The sequence below is a fragment of the Methylobacterium ajmalii genome (genome assembly GCF_036448855.1).
Lineage (GTDB): Bacteria > Pseudomonadota > Alphaproteobacteria > Rhizobiales > Beijerinckiaceae > Methylobacterium > Methylobacterium ajmalii.
Genome location: NZ_JAZFXT010000030.1, coordinates 21,535 through 47,633, shown reverse-complemented (window position 1 = coordinate 47,633; position 26,099 = coordinate 21,535). Strand labels below are relative to the sequence as shown.

At 70.0% G+C, this 26,099-nt stretch carries 24 protein-coding genes and 1 tRNA gene; 10 read left to right on the top strand and 15 right to left on the bottom strand.

What is annotated here, in order from left to right; all coding sequences use genetic code 11:
* On the top strand, positions 1–481 hold a 481-nt coding region (locus V3T34_RS15525; protein ID WP_331369227.1), incomplete at its 5' end, for an IS5 family transposase.
* Positions 482–534: 53 nt separating this feature from the next.
* Complete coding sequence (locus V3T34_RS15520; protein ID WP_305079144.1) at positions 535–2,943, top strand: DEAD/DEAH box helicase; 2,409 nt, start codon at positions 535–537, stop codon at positions 2,941–2,943.
* Between the two features lie 288 nt (positions 2,944–3,231).
* Here V3T34_RS15520 and V3T34_RS15515 read toward each other — a convergent pair whose 3' ends face one another.
* The 5 genes from V3T34_RS15515 to V3T34_RS15495 all read right to left on the bottom strand — a co-directional run bounded on the left by V3T34_RS15515 (position 3,232) and on the right by V3T34_RS15495 (position 7,854).
* Positions 3,232–3,912: a hypothetical protein gene (locus V3T34_RS15515; RefSeq protein WP_305079143.1), complete on the bottom strand. Its 681-nt coding sequence runs from the start codon at positions 3,910–3,912 to the stop codon at positions 3,232–3,234.
* A complete protein-coding gene (locus tag V3T34_RS15510; protein ID WP_305079142.1) occupies positions 3,909–4,259 on the bottom strand; it encodes a hypothetical protein in 351 nt (116 codons plus the stop codon). The genes V3T34_RS15515 and V3T34_RS15510 overlap by 4 nt, the downstream gene beginning before the upstream one ends.
* A gap of 145 nt (positions 4,260–4,404) precedes the next feature.
* The gene (locus tag V3T34_RS15505; RefSeq protein WP_305079141.1) at positions 4,405–5,202 is read right to left on the bottom strand and encodes a hypothetical protein; all 798 of its coding nucleotides are present in this window, start codon (positions 5,200–5,202) and stop codon (positions 4,405–4,407) included.
* 361 nt (positions 5,203–5,563) lie between these two features.
* Positions 5,564–6,607: a hypothetical protein gene (locus V3T34_RS15500; RefSeq protein WP_305079140.1), complete on the bottom strand. Its 1,044-nt coding sequence runs from the start codon at positions 6,605–6,607 to the stop codon at positions 5,564–5,566.
* Positions 6,604–7,854 carry an MBL fold metallo-hydrolase gene (locus V3T34_RS15495; RefSeq protein WP_305079139.1) on the bottom strand — a complete coding sequence of 417 codons (1,251 nt, stop codon included), beginning with the start codon at positions 7,852–7,854 and terminating at the stop codon, positions 6,604–6,606. The genes V3T34_RS15500 and V3T34_RS15495 overlap by 4 nt, the downstream gene beginning before the upstream one ends.
* Positions 7,855–7,964: 110 nt before the next feature.
* Between V3T34_RS15495 and V3T34_RS15490 the strand changes: the two genes are divergently transcribed.
* On the top strand, positions 7,965–8,222 hold the full coding sequence (locus V3T34_RS15490; protein WP_048463683.1) for a helix-turn-helix domain-containing protein: 258 nt from the start codon (positions 7,965–7,967) through the stop codon (positions 8,220–8,222).
* A 74-nt stretch (positions 8,223–8,296) separates the two neighbouring features.
* On the opposite strand, the gene V3T34_RS15485 is transcribed toward V3T34_RS15490, so the two are convergent.
* Together V3T34_RS15485 and V3T34_RS15480 are read right to left on the bottom strand one after the other, a co-directional pair.
* Entirely contained in the window at positions 8,297–10,054 is a 1,758-nt protein-coding gene (locus V3T34_RS15485; RefSeq protein ID WP_331369226.1) for a site-specific integrase, read from the bottom strand.
* A 117-nt stretch (positions 10,055–10,171) separates the two neighbouring features.
* A tRNA-Gln gene (locus tag V3T34_RS15480) sits at positions 10,172–10,246 on the bottom strand.
* Positions 10,247–10,446: 200 nt separating this feature from the next.
* Between V3T34_RS15480 and V3T34_RS15475 the strand changes: the two genes are divergently transcribed.
* Complete coding sequence (locus V3T34_RS15475) at positions 10,447–11,202, top strand: SDR family oxidoreductase (protein WP_305079137.1); 756 nt, start codon at positions 10,447–10,449, stop codon at positions 11,200–11,202.
* A 261-nt stretch (positions 11,203–11,463) separates the two neighbouring features.
* Positions 11,464–13,077 carry a peptide chain release factor 3 gene (locus V3T34_RS15470; RefSeq protein WP_091889759.1) on the top strand — a complete coding sequence of 538 codons (1,614 nt, stop codon included), beginning with the start codon at positions 11,464–11,466 and terminating at the stop codon, positions 13,075–13,077.
* Between the two features lie 40 nt (positions 13,078–13,117).
* On the opposite strand, the gene V3T34_RS15465 is transcribed toward V3T34_RS15470, so the two are convergent.
* Complete coding sequence (locus tag V3T34_RS15465; RefSeq protein WP_060847270.1) at positions 13,118–13,570, bottom strand: response regulator; 453 nt, start codon at positions 13,568–13,570, stop codon at positions 13,118–13,120.
* A gap of 57 nt (positions 13,571–13,627) precedes the next feature.
* Complete coding sequence (locus V3T34_RS15460) at positions 13,628–14,098, bottom strand: BLUF domain-containing protein (RefSeq protein ID WP_060847271.1); 471 nt, start codon at positions 14,096–14,098, stop codon at positions 13,628–13,630.
* 232 nt (positions 14,099–14,330) lie between these two features.
* On the opposite strand from V3T34_RS15460, the gene V3T34_RS15455 reads away from it, so the two are divergent.
* From V3T34_RS15455 to V3T34_RS15445, 3 genes are all read left to right on the top strand, one after another.
* Positions 14,331–15,704 carry a flagellar hook protein FlgE gene (locus V3T34_RS15455; RefSeq protein ID WP_091889761.1) on the top strand — a complete coding sequence of 458 codons (1,374 nt, stop codon included), beginning with the start codon at positions 14,331–14,333 and terminating at the stop codon, positions 15,702–15,704.
* A 142-nt stretch (positions 15,705–15,846) separates the two neighbouring features.
* The gene (gene flgK, locus V3T34_RS15450; protein ID WP_331369225.1) at positions 15,847–17,718 is read left to right on the top strand and encodes a flagellar hook-associated protein FlgK; all 1,872 of its coding nucleotides are present in this window, start codon (positions 15,847–15,849) and stop codon (positions 17,716–17,718) included.
* 15 nt (positions 17,719–17,733) lie between these two features.
* Positions 17,734–19,542 carry a hypothetical protein gene (locus V3T34_RS15445; RefSeq protein WP_305079135.1) on the top strand — a complete coding sequence of 603 codons (1,809 nt, stop codon included), beginning with the start codon at positions 17,734–17,736 and terminating at the stop codon, positions 19,540–19,542.
* Between the two features lie 193 nt (positions 19,543–19,735).
* Here V3T34_RS15445 and V3T34_RS15440 read toward each other — a convergent pair whose 3' ends face one another.
* From V3T34_RS15440 to V3T34_RS15425, 4 genes are all read right to left on the bottom strand, one after another.
* Positions 19,736–19,978, bottom strand: a complete 243-nt coding sequence (locus tag V3T34_RS15440; RefSeq protein WP_305079134.1) for a hypothetical protein — start codon at positions 19,976–19,978, stop codon at positions 19,736–19,738.
* Positions 19,979–20,089: 111 nt separating this feature from the next.
* Entirely contained in the window at positions 20,090–20,998 is a 909-nt protein-coding gene (locus V3T34_RS15435; RefSeq protein WP_060847275.1) for a LysR substrate-binding domain-containing protein, read from the bottom strand.
* 110 nt (positions 20,999–21,108) lie between these two features.
* Positions 21,109–21,699 carry a glutathione S-transferase family protein gene (locus tag V3T34_RS15430; protein ID WP_305079133.1) on the bottom strand — a complete coding sequence of 197 codons (591 nt, stop codon included), beginning with the start codon at positions 21,697–21,699 and terminating at the stop codon, positions 21,109–21,111.
* A 15-nt stretch (positions 21,700–21,714) separates the two neighbouring features.
* Positions 21,715–22,938 carry an ABC transporter substrate-binding protein gene (locus V3T34_RS15425; RefSeq protein ID WP_060847277.1) on the bottom strand — a complete coding sequence of 408 codons (1,224 nt, stop codon included), beginning with the start codon at positions 22,936–22,938 and terminating at the stop codon, positions 21,715–21,717.
* A 301-nt stretch (positions 22,939–23,239) separates the two neighbouring features.
* Here V3T34_RS15425 and V3T34_RS15420 point away from each other — a divergent pair, with 301 nt between their 5' ends.
* Complete coding sequence (locus V3T34_RS15420; protein ID WP_305079132.1) at positions 23,240–24,445, top strand: iron-containing alcohol dehydrogenase; 1,206 nt, start codon at positions 23,240–23,242, stop codon at positions 24,443–24,445.
* Positions 24,446–24,822: 377 nt separating this feature from the next.
* Entirely contained in the window at positions 24,823–25,263 is a 441-nt protein-coding gene (locus tag V3T34_RS15415) for a porin family protein (protein WP_305079131.1), read from the top strand.
* A 7-nt stretch (positions 25,264–25,270) separates the two neighbouring features.
* On the opposite strand, the gene V3T34_RS15410 is transcribed toward V3T34_RS15415, so the two are convergent.
* Entirely contained in the window at positions 25,271–25,747 is a 477-nt protein-coding gene (locus V3T34_RS15410) for a hypothetical protein (RefSeq protein ID WP_091753125.1), read from the bottom strand.
* Positions 25,740–26,081, bottom strand: a complete 342-nt coding sequence (locus tag V3T34_RS15405; protein ID WP_048431051.1) for a rod-binding protein — start codon at positions 26,079–26,081, stop codon at positions 25,740–25,742. Before V3T34_RS15405 ends, V3T34_RS15410 begins: the two co-directional genes overlap by 8 nt.
* Positions 26,082–26,099 lie beyond the last annotated feature (18 nt).

Genomic DNA, 26,099 nt, shown 5'->3' with positions numbered 1-26,099 from the left:
CGGCGAAAAAAGGGGGTCTGCCACCGGCCCGAACCCGACGGATCGGGGCAAGGCGGGCACCAAGCGCCACCTCGTCACCGACGCCCGTGGCACGCCGCTCGGCCTCGTCCTGACGGGTGCCAACTGTCACGACAGCCCGCTGATGGCCCCGACGCTGGAAGCGATCCCGCCCTTGCGCAGCGGGCGGCGTGGACGCCCGCGCCAGCGCCCCGACAAGCTGCACGCCGACAAAGCCTATGATGCCCCCGTGCGGCGGCAGGAGTGCCGGGCGCGGGGGATCAGGTCGCGGATTGCCCGACGCGGCATCGAGAGAAGTGACAGGCTCGGGCGGCACCGCTGGGTGGTCGAGCGCAGCCATGCCTGGTTCAACCGCGCCCGCCGCTTGCCCGTCCGCTACGAACGGCGCGCCGACATCTACGAGGCCTTCACATTCCTGCAGGCCAGCCTCATCACCCTCAACCAGATCAAGAGGTTCTGTTAGGCGCTCTAAATATGCCTGATGCACCGTCTTCGGCGGAGGTCGCCAAGGCGGTGATGTCGGCCGCCATCCTTGCATGCTCGGAGGTCCCCCGGCACCGCCTCGCGGCGTTCCGAACCGCGACATCTGCCTACGAACTTCGCGGCGCGTCTGAGCTACCCCTCGACCAAGCAGTCCGCGTTGTGCTGGCGCGACTGGGTAATTTCCCGTCCATGCTCACGCAACCAGAGGTACGGACGGCGCGTGACGCGCTGCCGATCGGTCTCCTTGCCGAAGAGCTGGTGGAGAGCGACCGTCGCACCGTCCTCATCGGCAAAGAGCCCACGCAGCTAACCGACTTCCAGCTAGACCTCTGGTCGAGGCTGCGCTCGGGTCGGCGCGTCGCAATGGCCGCCCCGACGTCTGCGGGCAAGTCCTTCGTCCTGGAGCGCTTTCTTGCAGCTTCGTTTGAGGATCCCAGCCCACGCTCTGTGGTGTATCTCGTGCCGACGAGGGCCCTTATTACGCAGGTCTCCCGCTCGATTCGCGTTGGCCTGGCTGGCTCCCAGGGGCGTGTGGCCCCACCGGAGGTGCCGACCGTGCCCATTGAGGCGGCTTCAACGCCGCCGGCCCGCGCCGTCTATGTGTTGACGCCCGAGCGAGCGCAAGCTCTGCTCGCGGCCCACCCCGGTTTTGCGGCCGACGCTGTAGTGGTCGATGAGGCGCATCTCGTTGCCGAGGGTGCGCGCGGAGTCAGGCTAAACACTGTCCTGCGAGACTTGATAGAGCGCAAGGCCTCGATCCAGTTGATGTTCGCTAGCCCCGGCGTCAGGAACCTCGACGTATTCGGACGCCTGCTCGGCGTCCCGGATGTGCAGACGCTGCGCTCGCGCGAGCCTACCGTCGCGCAGAACTTCGTTCTCGTACGTGTGGACGACCCGGGCGCCGGGGGGATCTCGCTTCGGCTCGTGGGCGAGGACGGAAGTCGTCTGCTTGTGGGCGAACTCCGGTTGGGCCGCCGGACGACGACTAAAATTGAGAAGCTGGCCAACGTCGCCGCAGCATTGGGACGGGGTACAACGAACATAGTCTATACGAACGGCCAGTCAGACGCGGAGGAGGTCGCGCTTGAACTAGTACGACGGCTGGGCGACAGACCTCTCACCCCAGGACGTGCAGAACTCGCCCGTGTGGCCCGTGAGTCGGTCCACCGCGATTATGCTCTGGTCGGGTGCGCGATGGCCGGCGTCGCGTTCCACTACTCAAACATGCCCACGCAGCTTCGTGTTGCAGTCGAGGATGCCGTGGCCGCTGGTGACGTCGACTACTTGGTATGTACGAGCACCTTGCTTCAGGGTGTGAACCTGCCGGCAAGGAACATCTTCATGTTCCGACCTGAGAAGGGGCAAGGCATCCCGTTGCGGGGCGTTGATTTCTGGAATCTTTCGGGCCGAGCCGGACGCCTGCTGCGAGAGTTCCAGGGCAACATCTTCCTCGTCGATTACGACGACTGGAGGACTGCTCCGCTCGCGGAATCGAGAGACGCACCGCTGCTACCTGCGCTGGACGGAGGGGTTGTTCGAACCACGCGGCTGCTGTCGACGATTGCCGGGCCGACCGGTTCCGCGCCCGACCAAGCAGGGTTTGACGCGGTGTTCATCAGCCTACTGGGCGATTATCGGGACGGCACGCTACCCGCGACGCTTGAAAGGATTTCTCGGGATCACGGGGTCGACAGTCGTCGGGTCGATGCCATCCAGGCCGCAATCTCGACCGCGTCCGGAGTCATCCGCTTGCCACAGGGGGTGCTGCGGCAAAGCCCAGACATCTCGGCCCACAGGCAGCAGCTACTTTATGACCAGCTTAAGGAGCAGGCGTCCGACGACCTTAGGGCAGCTGCCCTCGTACCGAAGTATCCCGACAACAAAAACGCTTATGATTCCTACTGCGCAGTCCTTGAGGCGTGCCACAAGACGCTGCTGGGTCTCCTTGAGCGCAGCCGCCTGCATCGCTTCCTTGCCCTGGTTTGCCTCTGGTGGATGCAGGGCCGTTCGCTGCCGCGGATTGTGCAGAACCAACTGGACAAGGACCCCGGGGAGGACCCGCGGCGCGTCATTCGGGCTACCCTTGAGCTTGTCGAGCGAGACGTTCGCTACCAGTGTGTGAGGTTATTCACGTGCTACGGCGCCATCCTGGCTCAAGTCCTCGGGGACCTCGGCTATCACTCCCTTGCGGGTCGCATACCAGAGTTGCCGCTCTACTTAGAGTTCGGGGCGTCCGACCGTACGACGATCAGCCTTATGTCGCTTGGGATTTCTCGTCCGACGGCGACGCGCTTGAACGGATCTGCGCCTTCGGCGCGGATGGACGTAGCCGCTGTGCTGTCGTGGCTGGCTTCCTCCCCCGACGCGGTATCACGGCTCCCTCCGACAGCGTTGGCGGAGGTTAGGAGCGCTATGCTGAGCATTGTCCCGCCGTCCCGATAGCTGGTGCTGAGGTCACCTTTCGCCGTGCTCGGGGACATGTTAATGTACCGAAGGTTGGGATCACTTGTCCGCCTGTCTGGGGTACGCTGGTGCTCACCGGTCGAATCTCGCTGGCTCTTGGTTTGGGCCTCTGGCCCAACTTCTCTGCTGCTAGCCGGGACAATTTTCGCTGTAATGTAGTCGTCGGGACACCCGCAGGGCAGCCGTGGACGCGGTCGTCCTCCAGAGCGCTCCGGGGTTGTGGCCCAGCGGACCACTGTGCTCTCAGCGATCGTCGCGGTCTGCGGCCTACGCTTGGCGCAGGCGCCAGACCGGCACTCGGTTCGGGTCGAGCCGGGCCCGCCGCTCGGCCATGAACCGGCTGAACGAGGACGTTGCCGACAGGACCGCGTCGCCGATTGCCAGCCGCAGTCGCCGCTGACCGATTTCCTGCACGTCATCCGTCGTGCGCAGCAGATCCCGTACGGAGTAGAGGTCGACAGCGCCCCCCGTGATCAGTGCTGACGCGTCTACCGCGTGGTCGAGGCTGTCGGACCGGCACCATAGCCAAAGCAGGTACTCGGCGCTCGCTAGCCGAGCCTGGACACCGAACCACTGGCATGTGACCGCGTCCGCTAGCAGCTGCGTTTCGGCGACACAGGTGCTGAGTCTCAGCGTCAGAACGATGTGGAGCCGGCACAATCGCGGGTCCATGTGTGCCGCGAATCGTGCTTGGGTTGCTCGTGCGAGGGCGGCGATGCGGTCGTGTTCGTCTGCGTCGCCGCCCACAACGATCTCGATCTCGCGCACGAAGCGGGCTCGCTCGTGAAGCGCCAGGGCGATGCGGCCGATCACGGCATACGCGTAACCGCCCGCGTCGAGGCGTCCGACGATGTCGCGGAAGATCGCCGGCAGCATGCCGGGCGTCGGGTTGCTCAGGTCGTTGACGTCAACCAGTAGCGCTTCGATGTCTGCAGAGCTGCCGGTCATACTAACTGCCTTCCGCCCCGGGTCCGATAGTGCGCGTCTGAGCGCACCGTGTGTCGCTCGCCGGCGAGGCCGAAAAGCCAGATGATGTTGGTGATCGTCTCCGGCCGTTGCAGGTGCCGGTCGGCGTAGAGGGTGAAAAGCGCCGGTTCGCGCATGTAGACCACCCGCCCGCGCGGGAACGCCTCGTACTCGTGATTTACGATGGCCGGCGGCAAGCCACGACGGCGCAGCGCCGTGGCTCCGAGCTTGCGACATGCTTCCCAGACCTCGTGGTGCCCGCGCGGGTGGGTGAGGCAGTCGCCATAGATTTCCGCCTCGGTCATGGGCGTGCGGTCGGTGACCAGCACGGTGCGTCCGCCGTCCGGCACGCCCCAGAAGATGCCGACGCTCGGTAAGGAGGCTCCCGTGTTGTCAGGGTGCTCCAGTTGGCATCCACCTGCTGGTTGCATTGCCTAGCTTCTCCAGCTGTTGAGTCGTTAGGGCACGGGCAGTTTACCGGACGTGCAGGCGGATCTCGTCCGCGCTACAGGTGTCGCGGCAGACGATCTTCAGAACCTCGAGCGTCTCCGGCCTTACGACGTAGTCCAGCGTCGCGCCGTCCGCGCGCTTCCAGCGGCCGACGCAATAGTCGGCGTAGCAGGCGCGGATCTCGGGGTACTTGCGGCAGAAGTCTAGCAGGCAGACCTCGTCCTTCGCGCGCGGGAGGGGCGTCCCTTTCTCGCCCAGGAGTTCTTGGCGGCGCTCGTCATAGTCCGCCGGGTAGGCGTGCCCCTCGTAGTACTCGCCTGTACGCAGCGGGGGCAGGACGTAGTGCGGCGTTGTCGGGTCCGGGGCGCCGGGCTTCGCCGCGACCTCGTTCGGGCGCTCACACAGGACCAGCTTCTCGGTGTAGGGCTCGCCGCCGACGAAGCGCGTCGTGTAGGTCAGCGTCTTCGGGCCGGTGCGGGTCGCCGTGGCCGTCGTCTCGAAGCTCAGCGGACCCTCGCTGCCGAAGTCGCAGACGAGCGCGAGCGCGACGCTCGTGCGGTGCGGGGTCGCGCGCTTGACGCGGCAGCTTAGGTTCTCCGCCGCGCGGCCGTCTGTGACCTGCTCGTTTTCCGTGATGATCGTGACGCGCTGGTCCCGGTGGGGGCAGGCCCGCTCGCTCACCGCCCAAGTGCCGGCGATCTGCGTCAGCGCGCTCGTCGTCTCGGGCGCGCGTGCGGCGGCCGGCGGCCCGCCCGCCAGGAACAGGGCTGCCGTCAGCGCGGGGGCGGCGTAGTAACGGGGGCGGGGGTGTGGGCGGGCCATGATGCGCGGTCCTGCGTCGCCCGCTGCCGTGCTTATCTCAGCAGGCGGAGCGGGTTGAGGGAACGAACGATGTCTGAAGGGGCTAAAGCGCGACCGCGGCGTGGCACTCGCTCAGCGTCAGCCCTGAGCAACGGATCGCCCGCAACGTGTAGTCCGTGCGGACCGTCGCAAGTTTACGCACGGAGGTGCGGCGTGCGGCGCACAGGGCGGATGACGGGATTGGGCTGGACATGACGAAGGGGTCTCGCGGAGGCTCCGGCAGAGCCGACGATATGTATTCCCGTTGACCCCCCTCGGAATTTACCGCCGGACGCAGATTCCTGCCGCGGCCGGCGGTCGCACCCTATCTGGGCGGGTGCTGTCAGGCCGCGTCGGCAGGGCGGCGGAAGGCAGCTGTCGTGCGCCCGCCGGGGCGGCCGACCGCATAGACCTGTAGCCTATGCTGCCCGCGCAGTTCGTCGATCACCGCCTTCAGTGCGCCGTCACGCTGATCGGCATCGAAGCCGAACACCACGAGCCGGGGCTCAGTGTCGACTCGGAGCCGGCGCGCGCCGCGGGCGATCTCGTCCACCAGCGGATCAAGGGTCGGCACGGCGGCGAGGCCGCGGGCGGCACGCACCGTCCCGCGCAGGGCATCGAGGCGGACCAAGTCGCGGCACAGGGCCGGGTAGCTCTCTGCCAGCTGTTCCGCCTGCTCCGTCAACGTCGCGCGGTAGCGCGCGACCTGCGTGACGATCGCCGGAGTGGTCTTCGAACGAAGGCTCGGGTTCGCGGCGAGCTTGGCCTCGTGGAACACCAACCACGCCTCGTCGGCCGCGCCCTGTTCCTCCAGGCTCGCGACATCGAGCCGATCCTGGCGGGTCTGAGCCGGAGCTGGGGTGGCCGCGGCTTCTGTGTCCGGCGCCAGGAGCATGGCGTCCGCTTCTGCGCCCTCCCGCTCGGCGGACGCAGCCTCCACCGATGCGCCGGTGAGCGCGATCTCGACATCGACGACGTTCGGGCTGGCCTTCACGAGCGCGTGCACGCCCGCCTTCTCCAGGCCGGAGAGCGCGGCGGCGGCCCGCTTCATCTCGGCCAGCGTGCCGGGCCCCTCGTAGCGCGTCCACACCGCCGTGCCCGGGTCGAGCGTGAAGCCCCCGTCCTGGCCGAGCCGGGTCAGCGCTTGACGCTGGCGCACGAGGTACTTCACGTGCGTCTCAGCCGAGACGCCCGCGCCCGCCGGGGTAATCCGGAACAGCGACGCGCCGCGATAGTAGACGTTGAGCGAGCGGTCGCGCACTGCCAGCAGCAGGTCCGAGTCGGCGAGGACGTCGGCCCACCAGCCGCCATGCGGCGCGGTCGCGAGGGCTTCGAGCGCCGCGAGGAACGGCTCGCCCAGGGCCCGATAGGGTGTTGTCTCGCTCATGCCGTCGTGTCCCACCACTGTCCGTCCTCCTTGATGTCGACGCTGGCGCCGAACAGCGATGGGAAGCGCTGCGGCTCGAAGGTGTGAATCGGCACGAGCCGCCGGGGCGCGATCGCCGCCACCAGACGCTTGAGGTCCGGGATGCTGGCATGGCCCGAGGTGTGGGCGTGGGTCAGCGGGATGTCGCGGGCAGCGAGGCCGGCGGCGAGCGCCTGTCCGCGGGGCTGTCGGAGGTAGCCGTCCCACTGTGACCAGATCGCCTCGGCGCCCGCGAGGCAGCCGGCTCGGTCGAGGTCTGGCAGCAGGGAGTGCCGGAACAGCAGGGCCGCCCGGGGCGCGAGCGCCGCGAGTTGCTCCGCGTAGATCCGCTGACGGCCGTGCCGCGTGAGCAGGTCGAAGCGGCCGGTGCGCTTAATGCGCACGCGCTGGTGGTGCGGGACGAAGACCGCCACGCTCGGCCAGTCGGATTGCGGGATGCTGGGGTGGCCGGTCGCGGCCAGGATCTCAGCGGCGTAGAGGTCGAGGATCAACGTACGGTCGGTGCGCTTGCAGGCACGGTAGAGCGAGACCACGCGGTCGATGTTCTGGGCGGAGGCCGCGACGAGGGCCAGGCCTGACATCTCGCGGAACCGCGCAACGAAGCGGTGCTCGATCTCGTCCTCGGTCGGGAAAAGCCGCTCTGCGTCGAGGCGGCCGAGGCTCGATCCTTCCATGAGGAGGGCATCGATGGCGCGCGGCGGGCTGCGGACCAGACTCTCGAAGAGGGCACCCTTGCGTCCGTGCGCGCGCAGGTCGCCGGAGTAGAGCAGCCGCTGCCCGCCGGCTTCCACGACGAGCGCGTAGGCGTCGAAGGCGGAGTGGTCGACGAGGATCGGCGTGACGGTGAAGGGGCCGAAGGTGAGGGACTGGCCGTCGCCGAAAGTCACCGTGTTGGGCGGTACCCAGGTATCGGGAACGAAGGCAGCGGCGGCTTGGAGGATGCGGAGGGTCGCCGCGCCGAGCGCCACCGACAGGTCGGGTCCGGTGAGGTGGCTCAGCCCGACATGGTCGCGGTGGCCGTGGCTGAGAATGAGCGCGAGGAGGTCGCCGCTGCCGTCGAGTCCTTCGACCGGTGGGTGACAGTTCGCGTCGTCCGGCGTGCCGTCGAGGGGCAGGCCGAGGTCGAGTAGGAGCCGGGCACCATCGTGGGCGAGTTCGACGCAGGTGCCGCCGATCTCGCGCGTGCCGCGGTGAATGCGCACCCGCATCGTGACCCTGCCTGCCCCGCGCGGTCTTCCTCGCCGCGGGACAACCGTAGCCGTTCCCTGTGGCTATGGCCAGTGGTTTGATGGCCCTCGCTGGCCGCTGGTCCTCGTCCATGAAGGGACGAGCTTTGGTCGCGTGGAACCTGCGCCGCGTACGCGTGGCACAAGGGCTTAGCCAGGAGCGACTGGCTGCCGATGCGGGCGTGGACCGCGCGTATCTTGGCGGCTTGGAGCGGCAGGTCGAGAACCCGACGGTCGACCTGCTCGACAAGATTGCCGAGGCACTCTCTGTACCCTTGAGCGAGTTGTTCGTCACCCCTGCTGATGATGAGGCGCCGCCTAAACCGCTGCGGGGTGGGCGCAGAGGCTAACGTAGAGCGAGGAGATTTCTTTGCGCAGACAGGGGGCTTGAAGATGTTGCTGCGCCGAGATGTCAGGATTCTCGTTACGCAGACTTTGTTGTGTGGAGCTGCGTAAAGTCGACCCCGATGGCGACCGACTCTATTGCCGCTTGCAGCTGGGATAACGACGAACGCTTGGTGTACCGCGCCGTCTCGCCCGGTGTGACGTGCCCGGTCACGTGGTCGATGACGGCAGTTGCTGTGCCCGCCTGGTGCATCAGCGTCGTCGCGGTGTGCCGGAACGAGTGGAAGTCGAGCCCCTGCCGGTAGAGCTTCACGTCGCGTCGATAGCGGGTGAACCACTTGGTGAAGGCGTGACCCAGTCGACCGTCAGCCCCTCCGGGTTCGAGCGTGGGAAAGATGCGGTCTTGCCGGCGGCGGCGCTGCGCGTCGACATGCGCGAGGAAGCCCAGGCGGATCAGCTGCGAGTGGATCGGTACGCGCCGGACCGCCGTCGCGTTCTTGAGTTTCCGCGGGGGTCTGTCGTTGATGTCGATGAACCAGATGCCCTCGTCCTGCCGGATGTCCTCGGCATGCAGCTGGCAGATCTCTTCCTGGCGCATGCCGGAGAACACGGCGATCAGGGGCAGCCAGAATTTCTCATCGCGTAGGATGAGGGTGCCCGGTGTGGTTCGCCGGCCGGGGGAGGCACAGCCTGCCCAGATTGGTGTCGCGAAGAGGCGGGCGAGCTCGTCCCGCTCCCACATGGCGCGTTGCTCGCTCGCCTTTCGAGTGTTGCTGAAGCGAAATCCCAGGAAGATGTTCGTTGCCGCCTCGTCTCTTGCGACCGCAGCCGTCCAGAGCGCCGACAGTGCCGAGAAGTGCCGCTTCACGGTCCGCTGGGTGATCGGCTGTGTGCGCTGCTTGTCGGGCAGCGCCTCGTGCGCCGCCAGGATCTCGTCCACCGTGAGGTTTCGGTAGCGGGGGTGTTTGCCGTAGTCGTTCGGTAGCCGCTCGACGAGGCTGCGGAAGTGACCAGCATCCTTGCGGGTGTAGGCGGCGAGGGGGCGGTCTCCGCAGATGTCGACGAACAGGCGGAAGGTTGCGCCTGCTTGGGACGCGGTCTGGTTATCCCAGGTGTTGGTGGCGGCCTGCGTGTTTCGGAACGCCGCGGCGACTGCTGAAAAAAGCTCGGGGGCGTGCGGCGGCACCGCTTCCTTTTCAGCTGGACGGGGTGCCGCAGTGTTCTCCGTGGGCGGGGCTTTCGGAGCCTCGTCGAGTGCCGCCAGCTGCATCTTGAGCAGGCGGTCGCGGGGCTCGAAGTTGAAGTCGCCCTCGTAACGCGCCTTGAGCGCTTCGGCGACGTCGATGCCGGCCCGCAGCATCGCCTGCCGTGCTTGCGCGACTGCATGTGGTTCGAGGTCGGCTGCCGCGATGCCCTGCTTGCGGAGCATGGCGACGGTGACGAAGCCCACCTCTTCCAGCCGGTTGCAGCCGAGAGCGTCACGCGCCCGTGCCGCCATCGTCTCGTATTGGGCGACGCGCCGCTCCCGCATGTCGGCGGTGATAGCCCCATGCGTCATCCGTCCTTGTCCATCCCCGTCGAGGATCATCCCGTAGAAGTCCTGCACGAGGCGGGCGAGTTGGTCGTCGGTCAGCATCGGCGTCGCGCATAGGGCCGTGAATAGGCTCTCCGAGGCGAGGTATACCCGACAGGCTCTCGCCTTGGCAGCACGAAGGTCGGTGGTCGCGAGGCTGCGCACCAGTTCCTTCAGGCGCAGCCTCGGTCTGAGCGTGTCCGGCACGCGGCGTCGAAAGTGGAAGATTCGTCCCCGGAGGACGACGTTGGCGATGGACCCCACTCCGCTCCCTCGCCGCCCGGGTGGGCGGCCTGTGTAGCAGCGGAATGTAGCAACCGGCTCACTCCGCAGGGCGCCTGCGCGAGAAAGTGAGCGTTCTGAATGGGTTAGGTGAGAAGATGGCTGGGGCGCCAGGATTCGAACCTGGGAATGGCGGTACCAAAAACCGCTGCCTTACCGCTTGGCGACGCCCCAACGCGCGGCTGGCGCTTCCATAGCCGGGTGGGCTCGCGCTGGCAACCGGGGCGTCGGGCGGTTCCGGCGTTGCCGTCGCGATGCCGCTCGGCGGTCGGCGCGGGGGAGGGCCTGTCGGGCTCACGTCCGCTCGTGTATGCCGGCAGGGGCGCACAGGCCGGCGAAACGGCGGGCGCGACGAGTGGGGGAGGAGAGGCGCGATGAGCACGCAGAAGGTCGCCCTGGTGACCGGGGCCGGGTCGGGGGTGGGGCGCGCGGTGGCGCTCGGGCTGGCGGAGGCCGGCTACGACGTGGTGCTGTCGGGGCGCCGGCCCGAGCCGCTGCAGGCGGTGGCGGGCGAGATCGAGGCCCAGGGCCGGCGGGCGCTGGCGCAGCCGACCGACATCGGAGACGAGGCCTCGGTGGCCGCGCTGTTTGCGCGGATCGAGGAGACGTTCGGCCGTCTCGACGTGCTGTTCAACAATGCCGGCATCGGCGCGCCGCCGGTCGAACTCGACGAACTGCCGGTCGCGACCTGGAAGGCGGTGGTCGACACCAACCTCACCGGCGCCTTCCTGTGCACCCAGGGCGCGTTCCGGCTGATGAAGAAGCAGCAGCCGCGCGGCGGCCGCATCATCAACAACGGCTCGATCTCGGCCCACGTGCCGCGGCCGTTCTCGGCGCCCTACACCGCCACCAAGCACGCCATCACGGGCCTCACCCGCTCGACCTCCCTCGACGGACGCGCCCACGACATCGCCTGCGGCCAGGTCGATATCGGCAACGCCGCCACCGACATGACCGTGCGCATGCAGGCCGGCGTGCCCCAGCCCGACGGCTCGACGCGGCCAGAGCCGACGATGGACGCCAAGCACGTCGCCGACGCGGTGGTCTACATGGCGAGCCTGCCGCTCGACGCCAACGTGCAGTTCATGACCGTGATGGCGACCAAGATGCCGTTCATCGGCCGCGGCTGAGGCGAGGGCAGGGGGCCTTCGCAGCAGGGGCTCTCGTGGCAGGGGCTTGCGAGCGAGGGGCTCTTCGGGCGGGGAGCGTTCCGGTCCCGGACGGCACTCGGCCCTTGAGCCTCTGGCCCTGCGGCGCCGGCTTGGGGTAGAGAGGCGGCGCGGGCACCGCGCGCCCGCGCGTCCCCGTCCGGGGGCTCTCCTTTCCTCACCGACGACCGGGCCCCTTTTTAGGCCCGCGACAGAGTCCCGGGTCCGGGCTAGACACCTCCCATGCTGATGCAGACAGACGCTCCGCGCGCCCCCGCCGATCCGGTCGCCCGGCGCCGCACCTTCGCGATCATCTCGCACCCGGATGCCGGCAAGACCACGCTGACCGAGAAGCTGCTCTTGTTCGGCGGCGCGATCCAGCTCGCCGGCGAGGTCAAGGCCAAGCGCAACCGCGTCTCGACCCGCTCGGACTGGATGGGCATCGAGAAGGAGCGCGGCATCTCGGTCGTCACCTCGGTGATGACGTTCGAGTACGGCGACTGCGTCTTCAACCTGCTCGACACGCCGGGCCACGAGGACTTCTCGGAGGACACCTACCGGACGCTGACCGCGGTCGATTCCGCCGTGATGGTGATCGACGCGGCCAAGGGCATCGAGGCGCGCACCCGCAAGCTGTTCGAGGTCTGCCGCCTGCGCGACATCCCGATCGTCACCTTCGTCAACAAGCTCGACCGCGAATCCCGCGACCCCTTCGACCTCCTCGACGAGATCGAGAAGACGCTGGCCCTCGACGTGGCCCCCGTCACCTGGCCGATCGGGCGCGGGCGGAGCTTTGCCGGCACCTACGACCTCTTGCGCCGGCGCGTCCGCCGGCTCGACGCGGCGGACGATGCCGGCACGGTGCCGGTCTCGGGGATCGACGACCCGCTCTTCGACACCCTGCTGCCTGAACTCGGCGACGCCGCGACCTGGCGCGAGGAGGCGGAGCTGGCCGAGGGCGGCTGCAAGCCGTTCGACCTCGACGCGTTCCGCGAGGGCCACCTGACCCCGGTGTTCTTCGGCTCCGCTTTGCGCAACTTCGGCGTGCGCGACCTGATCGACGGGCTCGCCGAGGTGGCCCCGCCGCCGCGCGGCCAGGACGCCGACACCCGCGCGGTCTCGCCGACCGAGCCGAAGATGACCGGCTTCGTGTTCAAGATCCAGGCGAACATGGACCCGAACCACCGGGACCGCATCGCCTTCATGCGGGTCTGCTCCGGCAAGCTCAGCCGCGGCATGAAGGCGAGGCTGGTGCGCACCGGCAAGCCGATCTCGCTGTCCTCGCCGCAATTCTTCTTCGCCCAGGACCGGGCGATCGCCGACGAGGCCTATGCGGGCGACGTCGTCGGCATCCCCAACCACGGGACCCTGCGCATCGGCGACACGCTCACCGAGGGCGAGGAGCTGGTCTTCCGCGGCGTGCCGAGCTTCGCCCCCGAGCTCCTGCGCCGGATCAAGCTCACCGACGCGATGAAGGCCAAGAAGCTGCGCGAGGCGCTGCAGCAGATGGCCGAGGAGGGGGTGGTGCAGCTCTTCCTGCCGCAGGACGGCTCTGGCGCCATCGTCGGCGTCGTCGGGGCGCTGCAGCTCGACGTGCTCAAGGAGCGGCTCCAGGCCGAGTACGGCCTGCCGATCGACTACGAGCCGACCCGCTTCACCATCTGCCGCTGGATCGAGGCGCAGGACCAGGCCGAGCTCGACAAGTTCATCGGCTCGCACGGTTCGTCGATGGCGAGCGACCTCGACGGGGCGCCGGTCTTCATGGCGACCACGGGCTTCTCGCTCAAGTACGAGGAGGACCGGGCGCCGGCGATCCGCTTCACCGACGTGAAGGACTACCAGAAGCGGCGGGCGTGAGAGAGGTCCGGCGCGGCCCCGGGACGGGGCGGCGCCGGGTTCAGAACTTGCCGAGCAGCGGGAAGTCGACGTTGAGGCTGGACAGCGGGCCGACCGGCGTCTCGCGCTTGCGCGGCCGGCCGTTGAGCACCTGCTTGAGCTTGGTCTTCAGCAGCGACAGGTCGAACGGCTTGAGGATGAAGGCGTCGGCCCCGGCGAGGTGGGCGACGTTGATGTCCTCGAAGCTGAACGAGGTCTCGGTCAGGATGAACGGCGTGTTGTGCAGCGTGTCGTCGGCCCGGATCTCGCGCAGGAGCTGGATCCCGTCCATCGGCTCCATGTCGAGGTCGGAGATCACCAGGCCGTAGCGCTTGGTGCGCAGCTGGTCCAGCGCCTGCGGCCCGTCGGTCACGCCCTCGACCTCCGGGAAGCCGAGGCGGTTCATCAACTCGGTCACCAGGCGGACGAGTTTGGCCTGGTCGTCGACGATCAGGATCGGGGGTGCTTCGCTCATCGGGATCAGCCAGCGGGTTGGGTTTCATGACGGGCCGTCGGGGGCTCCCGGCGACACTTAGACGAACAGATGGTCGATACCCTGCTTGGCCATCGTGTCGGCCTGGAGAGCCTGGGCCAGCGCGTGGATCGTGCTCGACTTCGGGGTGCCGCGCTGGAGCATCGGCGCCAGGTTGGCCTTCTGGAACAGGGCGTCGTTGGTCGGCGTGCGCAGCACGTAGGCGAACGACGTCACGAATTCCCGCTTGGCGATCTCGCGCCACTCGACGATGTGCACGTCGCGATGGCGGGAATCCGCGCTGATCCGCTGGAAGGTGTCCTGCACCGACATCCGCTCCCCCTCGAGGATCTGGATGAAATAGCCCTGATCGACGATCAGCAGGCTGGTGATCACCGAGAACTCGTTCTTCTTCTGCGCGTGCCGGGCGATCTCGTTGATCTGGCGCAGGCGTGCGGCCGGATCGGCGGAGAGCTGGGCCCGCGAGAAGTAGATCAGGTGGATGAGGCTGCTTCGCTTGCTCGTGCGCATATCCCTGGGGTCCAGCACCGTCCAGACATGCAGGTAAGGGCAAGAGGTTCAACAGCCCGTAAACGTCATGCCCCTGTCCCGCGGCAGTTTTTGCCGGACGGCGCCGGCCGCGCCCGGCGGGTTTTGCCGCCTCGCTCCGCATCGTCTCAACAAAATCAATGGCTTACCCGTGGCACGCGGCTTGCGGACCTGTTCCCCCGGATGACCTTGGCGGAACGGAGCCCTGGGTGAGATGGACGTTTTCGGCGCGCTTCAGACCTCGGTGTCGGGCCTCAAGGCCCAGGCCTTCAGCCTCGAGAACATCTCGGGCAACATCGCGAACTCGCAGACCGTCGGCTACAAGCGGATCGACACCGACTTCGTCGACATGCTGACCGAACGGCCGACCAAGCAGCAGGCCGCCGGCGGCGTCGCGGCGTTCTCGCAGCTGACCAACAACCTCCAGGGCGGCGTGGCGGCGACCGGCGTCGCCACCAACATGGCGCTCAGCGGCGACGGCTTCTTCACGGTCCAGACCAAGGGCAGCGACGCGGGCGGCAGCCCGGTCTTCTCGGCCAACAACCTCTATACCCGCCGCGGCGACTTCGCGGTGGACCGCGACGGCTACCTCGTCAACGGCGCCGGCGCCTACCTGACCGGGCAGAGCCTCGACCCGGCGACCGGCCTCTCGACCGGCAACGGGCCGATCCAGATCTCCGGCACCTCCCTGCCGGCCAAGGCCACGACCAGCATCTCCTACGCGGCGAACCTGCCGAGCACCCCGGCCACCGCCTCGGGCTCGGCGCTGCTGGGCACCTTGCCGGGGGGCGATGCCCGGGTGCTCTCCGGCACCGCGGCGAGCGCCCCGTCGGTGGCGGCCTCGGACACCGACGCCTTCGTCAAGTCCAGCGTCGGCGGCGGCGAGCTCACGGCCTATTCGGGCACCGGCTCCCCGGTGAGCATGCAGCTGCGCTGGGCCAAGGTCGCGGAGGCCGACGCCACGGCCGGCACCAGCGGCACCTGGAACCTGTTCTACGCCGACCAGACCGCCACCGGGACCTCGGCCGGCACCTGGAAGAACGCCGGCACCGCCTTTTCCTTCAACGGCAGCGGCCAGCTCACCGCCCCGACCGGGACCAGCCTCAGCATCCCGGACGTGACGGTGAACGGCACGAAGCTCGGCGCGGTCACGCTGGATTTCGGCACCGGCGGCCTCACCCAGTACGGCGCGGCGGCCGGCCAGGTCACGACCAACACCCTGCAGCAGAACGGCTACGCCGCCGGCACCCTGAACTCGCTGGCGGTGACGAGCGACGGCAAGCTCACCGGCACCTATTCCAACGGCAACAGCGTGGCGCTGGCGCAGGTCGGGGTGGCGCGCTTCAACGCGCCCAACAGCCTCAAGGCGGTCTCGGGCGGCAACTACGCCGAGACGGCGGAATCCGGCGGGCCCCTCACCGGGCTGGCCGGCGGCACGATCATCGGCGGCAACGTCGAGCAGTCCAACACCGACACGGCCGGCGAGTTCTCGAAGCTCATCGTCACCCAGCAGGCCTATTCGGCCAACACCCGGGTGATGTCGACCGCCCAGCAGATGATGTCCGACCTGATCAACGTGATCCGCTGACGGCGGCTCGCCTCTCATCCCGTTCCGGACCCGGCCGCACGACGCGGCCGGGTCCGGCCCGCCCGCGAACAGCCGGAGCGCGGCGCGGTCCCGATCAGGGGCGCGGTGGCCCGGCCCCCCTCTGCCTACCCGGATCAGACCGATGTCCCTCAACGCCCTCAACACCGCGACCGCCGGACTGCAGGTGACGCAGGCGGCGATCGGCCTCGTCTCGCAGAACGTCGCCAATGCCGGCACCGCCGGCTACGTCAAGCGCACCCTCACGCCGGTCTCGACCCTGGGGAATTCCGGCGTCGCCACGGGCGCGATCGGCCGGACCCTCGACGCGGTCTCGCTCAAGCAGCTGCGGCTCGAGACCGCCGGGGCGGCCTATACCGGGCTCTCGGCCAAGGTGCAGGGCCAGCTCGACGCGCTCTACGGCACGCCCGGGACCGCCTCCGCCCTCGACGGGGTGATGAACGCCTTCACCCAGTCGCTCCAGGCGCTGGCGACCGACCCGACCTCCGCCGCCTCCCGGGCGAGCGCGGTGAGTGCGGCCAGGACCGTCGCCACCACCGTCTCGGGCATCGCGCAAGGGGTGCAGGACCTGCGCAGCGGGCTCGAATCGCAGCTCGGCAGCGAGGTCTCGTCGGCCAGCACGCTGCTCGCCCGGGTCGCCGCGCTCAACGGCAAGATCGCCGGCGCTTCGAAGACCGAGCCCGCCACCGCCGACCTCCTCGACCAGCGCGACCAGGCGATCAACACCCTGTCGCAATACCTCGACGTGACGGTGCGCGAGCAGTCCGACGGTTCGGTCTCCCTGCTCACCGCCTCGGGCGCGACGCTCGTCGACCACGGCGCGGCCGCGAGCCTCGCTTTCGACGGCCGCGGCGCCCTGACGGCGCAGGCGCAGTACACCGGCGATGCGAAGACCCGCGGGGTCGGCACCGTGACGGCGACGACGCCGGCCGGCGCGAGGATCGACCTCGTCGCCACCGGGGCGATCCGCTCCGGCTCGATCGCCGCCGCGGTCTCCTTGCGCGACGACACCCTGGTCCAGGCCCAGCGCCAGCTCGACGACCTCGCGGGCGGCCTGTCGCGGGCGCTGAGCGACCGGCCTGCCGCCGGCACCGCGGCCTCCGCGAACGGCCTCTCGGGGTTCGACATCGACCTCACCGGGCTCCAGGCCGGCAACGCCGTAACCCTCGGCGTGCGCAACGCCGCCGGGGTCGGCCGCAACCTGATCCTGATGCCGACGAACGGCGCGGCGCCCGATCCGATCGACCCCGGCCTCACCGACGACCCGACCGCCCTCGTGGTGCCGGTCGACATCTCGGGCGGGCCCGCGACCTTCGCGGCCCGGATCGGCGAGGTGCTCGGTACCGGCTTTGCCGTCTCGGGCGTGCCCGGCGGCGCGGCCGGCGCGGTGCGCATCCTGTCGGATCCGGCCGCCCTCGCGCTCACCGGGGCGAGCGCCTCCGTCACCGTGCCGGCGAGCGCCGCCGACACCAAGGCCGGCACCGGCCAGCTCGCGCTGTTCGTCGATGCCGGGACCGGCGGCGGGGTGTTCACCGGCTCCTTCGAGGGCGGCTCGCACCTGACGGGCTTCGCCCAGCGCCTCGCCGTCAACCCGGTGGTCGCGGCGGATTCCGCCACGATGGTGGATTACGCCGCCTCGACGGCCTCGGGCGACACCGCCCGGCCCCGCGCCCTCGCGGACGCCCTGGCGAGCCGCACCCTGACCTTCTCGGCGGCGAGCGGCATCGGCGGCGTCAGCGCCCCGCGCGCCGCCACGGTCGTCGGCTTCACCCAGGCGGTGATCGACGCCCGCGGCGCCGCCAGCGCCGAGGCCCGGCAGCTCGACGAGGGGCAGCAGATCGCCCTGTCCTCGGCCCAGAGCCGCTTCGGCAAGGAATCCGGGGTCAGCGTGGACGAGGAGATGTCCAAGCTGATCCAGCTCCAGACCGCCTACGGCGCCAATGCCCGGGTGCTGACGGCCGCCCGCGACATGCTCGACACCCTGCTCCGGATCTGACGAGGAAAGCCCGCGATGACCATCGCCCCCTTCGCGGCCGGCAGCGCCGCCGCCGATCTCAACACCCGCCGCCTCGTCGCCATGAAGGCGTCGCTCGGCACGCTCTCGAACCAGCTCTCCAGCGGCCGCACCGCCGACACCTATGGCGGGCTCGGCGCCGGACGCACCCAGAGCCTCGGCGCCCGCGCCCAGATCAGCGCCCTCGACGGCTTCATCGCGGCCGCCGGCACCGGCGCGAACCGCGTGGCGCTGGCGACCGCCAGCGTGCAGCAGGTCGCGACCCTGGGATCGGCCGCCTATAGCGGCCTCGTCGGCGCCCAGGCCGCCTCGGGCGCCGGGGCGCGTCCCACCCTGCAGCAGAGCGCGGCGGGCCAGCTCGGCGGCGTCCTCGACGCCCTCAACCAGAGCAACGGCAGCCTCTACATCCTGGGCGGCCGGGTCACCGACCGGCCCCCGGTGGAGACCGCGAGCCGCATCCTCGACGGCGACGCCGAGACCGGCCTCGACGGGGTCAAGGCGGTGATCGCCGAGCGGCAATCGGCCGATCTCGGCACCGGCACGGCGAAGACCGGCCGGCTCGACCTCTCGGCCGCGGGCGCGGCCGTGAGCCTGTCGGAGAGCGCCGCCGCCGGCGTGCGGGAGAATTTCGGCTTCACCCTCGGCAGCGTCGTCAGCTCGAACCCGGCCGGCCTCTCGGTCGCGCTCACCGCGGCGACGCCCTCGGCCGCGACCCTGTCCTTCGCCAGCCAGCCGCGGGAGGGCGACATCGTCCGGGTGACGGTCCGCAACGCCGACGGTAGCCAGGGCTTCGTCGACCTCACCGCCCGGGCGGCGGGGACGAGCGGGGACGACACCTTCGCGATCGGCGCCGATGCGGGCGAGAGCGCCCGGAACCTCACCGCGGCGCTCGCCAGCAAAACCTTCGCCGGCAAGGCCGTGGTCGGCGCCCAGAGCGCCAGCCCGCCGGGCGCGGCGGCCGCGCTCGCGGGCGGCAATCCGGCCTCGGCCACCGTCACGGTGGGAGCCGGGCTCAAGGCCGGCGACAGCGTCCAGGTCACGCTGGGCCTGCGCGACGGCACCAGCAAGACCCTGAGCCTCAAGGCCGGCGACGGCAGCCAGGCCGGCTCCTTCGCGATCGGCGCGACCGCCGGCGCCACCGCCGCCAACCTCTCGGCGGCGCTCGCCGGCGCCCTCGATTCCACCGCCCGGACCGACCTCGCGGCGAGCTCCGCCACCCGGGCGGCGAGCGACTTCTTCGCCGGCTCGTCCTCGCCGGGCCTGAGCCCGCGCCGGGTCGCCACGGATGCCGCCGGCAACGCCGCCGGCTACCTCGCCGACCCGAGCGGCCGCACCGTGATCTGGTACAAGGGCGACGACACGTCCGTCGATCCGCGCCGGACCGCGACCGTGCCGGTCTCCCGCGACCAGTCGGTGGCGATCGGCGTCCAGGCCAACGAGGCGGGTTTCCGCGCGACGCTGAGCGGCCTTGCCGTCCTCGCCACGACCTCGTTCGGCACCACCGAGGCCGACACTCCCCGCTTCGACGCCTACTCGGCCCGGGTGCAGGCCCAGCTGCGGCCCGGCGACGGCCGGCCCTCTGTACAGGGCATCGCCTCCGAGCTGAGCCTAGCCTCGGCCCAGATCGCCACCCAGAAGACCCAGAACACCGCCACCAAGTCGATGCTGGAGAAGACGGTGGACGGCGTCGAGACGGTCTCGACCGAGGAGACGGCGGCCAAGCTCCTCAGCCTGCAGAACCAGCTCCAGGCGAGCTACCAGGCGACCTCGATGCTCGCGAAGCTGTCGCTGACGAACTACCTGTAGGATCGGGGAAGGGGCGGCGGCGCCCGCGCCGCCGTGCCGGCGGCATCCCCCGGGCGAGCGTTGCGAGCCGTGCGACGAGATCGGACGGGATCTCGTCCGCGGCCCACCCTGCGGTCGTCGTGGCCTGGGACATCTTGCGGGGTCCCGCTGCGACCGTCGCAGCAGGGTCGGCATCTCACGGAGACGATCCGGGTCACGACATCAGTTCGACGAAGGCGGCCCCGGCCCCGAAGAGCGCCGCGCCCGCTGCCATGCTGGCGGCCATGGTCTGCCAGGGAGCGAGTATGCGGTCGCGTTCCTGCTTCGCCGCTTCGGCCTGAAGCTCGGCCTGCTCGGCCATCAGCTTGCGCTGTTCGGCGATAAACTTTTGCGTTTCCTCGTTCGAGCGAATGACGCGGGTGACCTGTTCGGCGATGTCGAGAGCGGCTTCGGCCATCGGGAAGGCCTCTCGGTTGACGCCGGGACTGTCCATGTTGTGCGGAAGAGATGACCTTTCGCCAAGGAATCGCCGGTGTCCGGTTGGTCGCGTTGCGACGCAGCCGCGCCGTCAGGCCTCGTCCCTCTCTTCCCGCGCCCGCGCCAGCACCAGATCCGTGAAGATCCGCGCGTGCGGCATCTCCGGGGCCGGCTGGCGCACCAGGGTCATCGGGGCGCGCGGGGCCGGGCCGGAGATCGCGCGGTAGCGCACGCCCTCGGTGGCCAGACGCGCCATCGAGCGCGGCACGACGGCGAGCGCGATGCCGGTGGCGACGAGGTTGACCACCGAGGCGAGCTGGGGCGCGTCCTGGGCGATGCGGGGCGAGAACCCGGCCGCCGCGCAGGCCGCCATGATGCCGTCGTAGAGCGCCCGGCCGTTGCGGCGCGGATAGACGATGAAGCCCTCCGTCGACAGCTCCGCCAGGCCGACCGGGCCGGTCTCGCCGGCGAGCCGGTGGGTCGCGGGCAACGCCACCACCATCGGCTCGTCGAACAGGTGGCGGGCCCACAGGTCGTCGACCTCGCCCTCGCCGGGACGCATGAAGGCGACGTCGACCCGGCCGGCCCGGAAGGCGTCGAGCAGGCTCGCGGTCGTCTCCTCGAGGAGCGCGACCCGCACGTCCGGGTAGGCGCTGCGGTAGTCGCGGATCGCCCCGGTCACCAGGGGGTGGAACGAGGCGGACGAGGTGAAGCCGATGCGGATCTCGCCGACGTCGCCGGTCGCGATGCGTAGCGCCCGGCTCTTGGCCGCGTCGACGGCGGCCAGCACCGCCCGGGCGTCGTCCGCGAAGGCGCGGCCGGGCTCGGTCAGGGCCACCCCGCGCGACAGGCGCTGGAGGAGCGCGGTGCCGATCTCGGTCTCGAGGCTCTTGATCTGGTGGCTGAGCGCCGGCTGCGCGATGTTCAGCCGCTCCGCCGCCCGGGTGATGCTGAGATCGTCGGCCACCGCGACGAAGTAGCGAAGATGGCGAAGCTCCATCGCGCCGGTTTCCCCCTGACCTCCGGCCCTCGCCGCCGCCGGAACCGTGTCCGTCGGTCCTACGATAGCCGAGGCTCGGGGGAATGGCATGGGGCGCGGACGGCTCGGGGTTATCCGCGCGGCACGGTGTCCCGCACCGACGGGCGGTCGGCTTGCGCATCGCGGAAGGCCGCGACCTTGGGGCAGAGCGAGCGCCAGTCCCGGTCGGGGAAGCGGAACGCCAGGTAGTCCAGCGCGGTGACCGCGGCGATCGCCGGCAGTCCGAAGGAGTCTCCGCTCTCGGCGAAGGCCGCATCGAGGCGCCGCAGGCCCTCCCGCATGGTGCGGAAGCGCTTCTGGCCGACGAGGCCGGTATCGAAGTCCGGCGCCGACTTGCGGCCGATGATCACCGCCACCGCGGCGTCGAACACCCCGATCGCCACCCCGGCGGCCGAGAGCGCGGCGGGTCCGCCCGCGAGAGTTGCCGGTGTCGTGCCGGCGGCGTCGAGATGGGCGAGGATCAGGAGCGCCTCGGTCAGCCGCGTGCCGTCGTCGGCGACCAGCGCCGGCACGCGGCCGGCCGGGTTGGCGTCGAGGAAGGCCGCGTCGTCGGCCCAGGCGTCGACGAAGGTGGTGTCGACCCGCTCGGTCAGGCCCTTCTCGATCAGCGCCATGCGGACGAGGCGCACGAAGGGCGAGGTCGGGTTGGCGTAGAGCTTCATCGGGGAGCCTTCCGGTCAGCCGGCGGTGGTCAGGGGGCAGCCGCTCTTGTCGGCGGGGGTGAACAGCGTGTCCCCGGGGATCGTCTCGACGACGCGGTAGAGATCGGCCTTGCTCTTCGAGTCCTTCGGGCTCTTCACCTCGACGAGCATCATGTCCATCACCACCCGGCCGTTCGCCTGGATGCGCGGCTTGCCGTAGAAGCCGTCGTCGATCGGCAGTTCCTTCATGGCCCTGTTGACGGCTGCCGCGTCGTCGGTGCCGGCCTTCTCGACCGCCCGCAGGTAGTGGCGCACCGAGGAATAGGCGGCGGCGTGGCCCATGGTCGGCACCACGTTGCCGTTGCGGGCCATCAGGCGCTTGGCCCAGGCGCGGCTCGGCTCGTTGGCGTCCCAGTAGAAGTTCACCGCCATGCGGATGCCCTGCGCCGCGTCGAGACCGAGCGCCACGGTGTTGTTGGTGAAGACCAGCATCGCCACCACCTTCGAGGTGATGCCGAATTCCCGCGCCTGCTTGATGGTGTTGACGAGGTCCGGCCCGGCATTGGCCAGCCCGATCACGTCGGCGCCCGAGGACTGGGCCTGGATCAGCTGCGACGAGATGTCGGTGGCGCCGAGCGGGTGCCGGATCTCCCCGACCACCGTGCCGCCGGCGGCCTTCACGGCCTTGCCGGCATCGGCAGCCAGCCCATGGCCGAACACGTAGTCGGCGGTGATGAAATACCACTTCTTGCCGCCGCCCTGCACCACGGCGCCCGCCACCGCGTTGGCGAGTTCGCCCGTCGAGGGAACCCATTGCGTGCCGTAGGGCGAGCAGCCGGGGCCGGAGAACTGCGAGGCGTAGCCGCCCGTCACCATCGTGGTGATCTTGCGCTCCTTGGCATAGGCCTGGACGCCCAGCCCCACCGAGCTCGCGCCGCCGAGCACGAAGGCGGTGACGCCGCGCTGGTCGACGAGCTGGCGGGCCAGCCCCGAGCCGATATCGGGCTTGTTCTGGTGGTCGACGCCGATCACCTCGATCGGCCGCCCCAGCACCTTGCCGCCGAAATCCTCCGCCGCCATCGTGGCGGCCAGCACCATGTTCGGGCCCCCGTTGCCGGAATACATCCCAGACAGGTCCTCGATCACGCCGATGCGCAAGGGCGTCTCGGCGGCGAAGGCGGGGGCGGTGAACGGGGCGGTCAGCGCTGTGGCGAGCAGGCCGGCGACGGCGAGGCGGCGCGTCCGGGACGGGCGGGGCATGGCGTTTCCTCGGCAGGCGGCATCGGCCGGTCTCGCGCCCGTTCTCGGGCGTCGGGGCGATGCGTGTTGATCGCAACGGTATCGCGGATGCGATCGATCGCCGTCCAATAGTTTGCGCGACGCCCCGCCATCGTTTCGCGATATGGCAGCACCCGCCCCCGGGTGTGACGCTCCGCCATCGTCGCCGGCTATGGCTCGTGCGCGATCTTTGTATTGGACGGAGCGCTCCCGCCCGAGCGACACCGCCGGCACGACCGCGAGGGCCCGAGGAGACAGGCGCCCCGCCCCCGAGGAGACGCCCATGATCACCAGCTTCTACATGCCGACCCGGATCGTCTCGGGGAGCGGGGCGCTCGCCACCCTCGGCGTGCTCGCCCGCGACCTGAAGATGAGCCGGGTGCTGGTCGTGTCCGACCCGGTGATCTCGGCGCAAGGGTTCCACGCCGACGCGCTCGCGGCCCTCTCCGAGGCCGGAATCACCGTCTCGCGCTTCGACGAATGCGGGATCGACGCGCGCTGCTCGCATATCGACGACCAGGGCGAGCGGGTGCGGCGCGATCGCATCGACGGCGTGGTGTGCATCGGCGGCGGCTCGGTGATGTGCACCGGCAAGGGCATCGCCATCGTGGCGACGAACCAGAAGCCCATGGCGGAGTGCACCGGCGTCGGGCAGTTCGACCGCAAGGCCTTGCCGATGATCATGGTGCCGACCACCGCCGGCTCCGGCTCGGAGGTGTCGCAATGGACCATCGTCAAGGACGAGGTTCGCCACCTCAAGCTCCTGGGCGGCGGCCCCTTGAGCTTCCCCGACGCCGCGATCCTCGATCCCGTCACCCTGCGCTCGCTGCCGATGCACGTCGCGGCGCTGCCCGCCGTCGACGCCCTGACCCACGGCGTCGAGGCCTACTTGAGCGGCATCGCTTCGCCGCTCACCGACGCGGTGGCGCTCGCGGCGGTGCGGCTCCAGGCGGCGTCCTTGCGCGCCTCGATCAACTCCGACGACGACCGGGCGCGGGAGGACAACCTGGTGGCCTCCTGCATGGCCAACATCGCCTGCGGCAACGCCCGCCTCGGCCACGGCCACGCCCTGTCGCTGCCGCTCGAGGGCCATCTCGACCTGCCCCACCCCTACGGCGTCGGGGTGCTGCTGCCGCACGTCGTCACCTTCAACCTCGCGGTGCTGCCCGCCAAGGTGCGCCCGCTCGCCGAGGCGCTGGAGGTCGAGACCGCGGGCCTGTCGCGCCAGGAGATGATTTCCGCCTGCGCCGACGCGATCCGGGCACTCTACGCCGACATCGGCTTCCCCACCCGCTTCACCCCCGGGCAACTGCCCCGCGACCGGGTGCGCGAGATGGCGCAGCGCGCCGTGCCGGGCCTCTATGCCGGCATCGCCGCCAAGGATTTCGATCCGGCGAGCACCAACGACCGCACGCTCATCGCGAGCCCGGCGGCGCGCAAGATGACGGTGAGGCAGGCGGAGGAGATCTTCGGGCTTTGCGTCGCATAGTCGTTCGGTCCGACCAACGTGTCCAAAACCCTCCGAGTCATCCTGGGGCCGCGCAGCGGAACCCGGGATCCATAAACGCCGACATTTCAGGAAGAGGCGGAACGCCAACCGCCTCGTTCGGCACCGTCGGCGTGTATGGATCCCGGGGTCTCGTTTTCGACAAGCCCCGGGATGACGTCGAGTGATGTCGGCAGATGGGGCAGATCGATCTGTCGGACAATGAAAAGTAGGACAAAATATCCCATCATCACACCTCATCCTGAGGTGTTATTCGATCAAAGATCGGCTGACCTCGAAGGAGGGCTCCAGGGATCGTGGCGACTTCTGGAGCCCTTTTTCGAGGCCTCCGCTTCGCTCCGGCACCTCAGGATGAGGTCGTGGGTGAGACCCACTTCATCAATCCCGTGGGCGTGCGTCGCAAGCCCTGGCGCACCGGCCCGCACCATGCTTTTCTGGCCCACGAACGGGGGGCCCGGCACATGCGCGCGACACCGATGATCCTCGCGGCCGCCCTCGTCGGGGCGGCCCTGCCGGCCCACGCCCTCGACATCCGCGACCTCCCCATCGCCAAGGCGCCCGAGGCCTGCCCGCACGAGGGACCGGGCTTCGTCCGCTTCGTCCCCGGCGGTCCCTGCACGCGGATCAGCGGGCGGGTGCGGGCCGAGGCCGGCACGCCGGTGCCGGCGCGGCCCGGCGCCGGCCTCGACGGGATGGCCCGGGGCGTCGTCGGCGGGTCGGGCCGGGTCGCGATCGATACCCGCACCCAGACCGAGTACGGCCCGGCCCGGGCCTATATCCGGCTCGGCACCGGGCGCTGATGCGCCCTCACAGGCTGCGCGAGAGCACCAGCGGCGCGCTGCGGCGGTGGCCGTAGGGGGAGGGGGCCGGGCGGCTGCCGTAGCCGCTCGGTTCGGCGTGGCGGTTGAGCTCGGTCGACAGGGTGCGCAGCAGCCCCTCCGAGACCGACCGGGCGGTCGCCAGCACCGCCTGGTTGGCCGCCACCGCATCCGAGAAGCGGCCATGGGCCTCGCGCAGGGCCGCGATGCCCTCGGGGGCGAAGCGGGCGAGCGCCACCGCGTTGGCCTTCACCGCCTGCAGGCCCTGCAGGTAGGCGCCGGCGAGCGCGGTCTTCTGCGGCGCCTCGGCCAGGCCCTCGGCGAGCCGCCCGACCCGGATGTGGTCGCTCTCGCGGGCGAGCAGGGCTTCGAGCGCCTGCATGGTGGTGAGCGTCTCGGCCACGAGGCGCGCGGCGGCCTCCGGGTCGGCGATGCGCAGCGGGGCGGGGCGGGCGGCCTCAGACATTCGCGCCTCCCTGCATCCGCAGCATCTCGCGCATCACCTGGTCGCCGATGCCGATGCCGCCGCTCTGCACGATCGACTGGGCGTATTCCTTGTTGAGCATCGAGCGGTAGACCCCGCCGCCGGTGCCGTTCTCGCCGAGCGGGCCGTCGGTGCCCTGCGAGCGGTTGAGCACGTCGAGGCTCTGCTCCAGGAACATCGATTCGAAGTCCTTGGCGGTCTTCTGGATCTTCGCCTTGTCGGCGTTGGCCCCCTGCAGGGCGGAGCCGGCGGCCCCGGCGAGGGCCTGGCCGACCGCGAGGCCCGCGGAGGCGGCGAGGGAAGCGAGGGGAAGCATCGGGGTTCAGACCTCGTG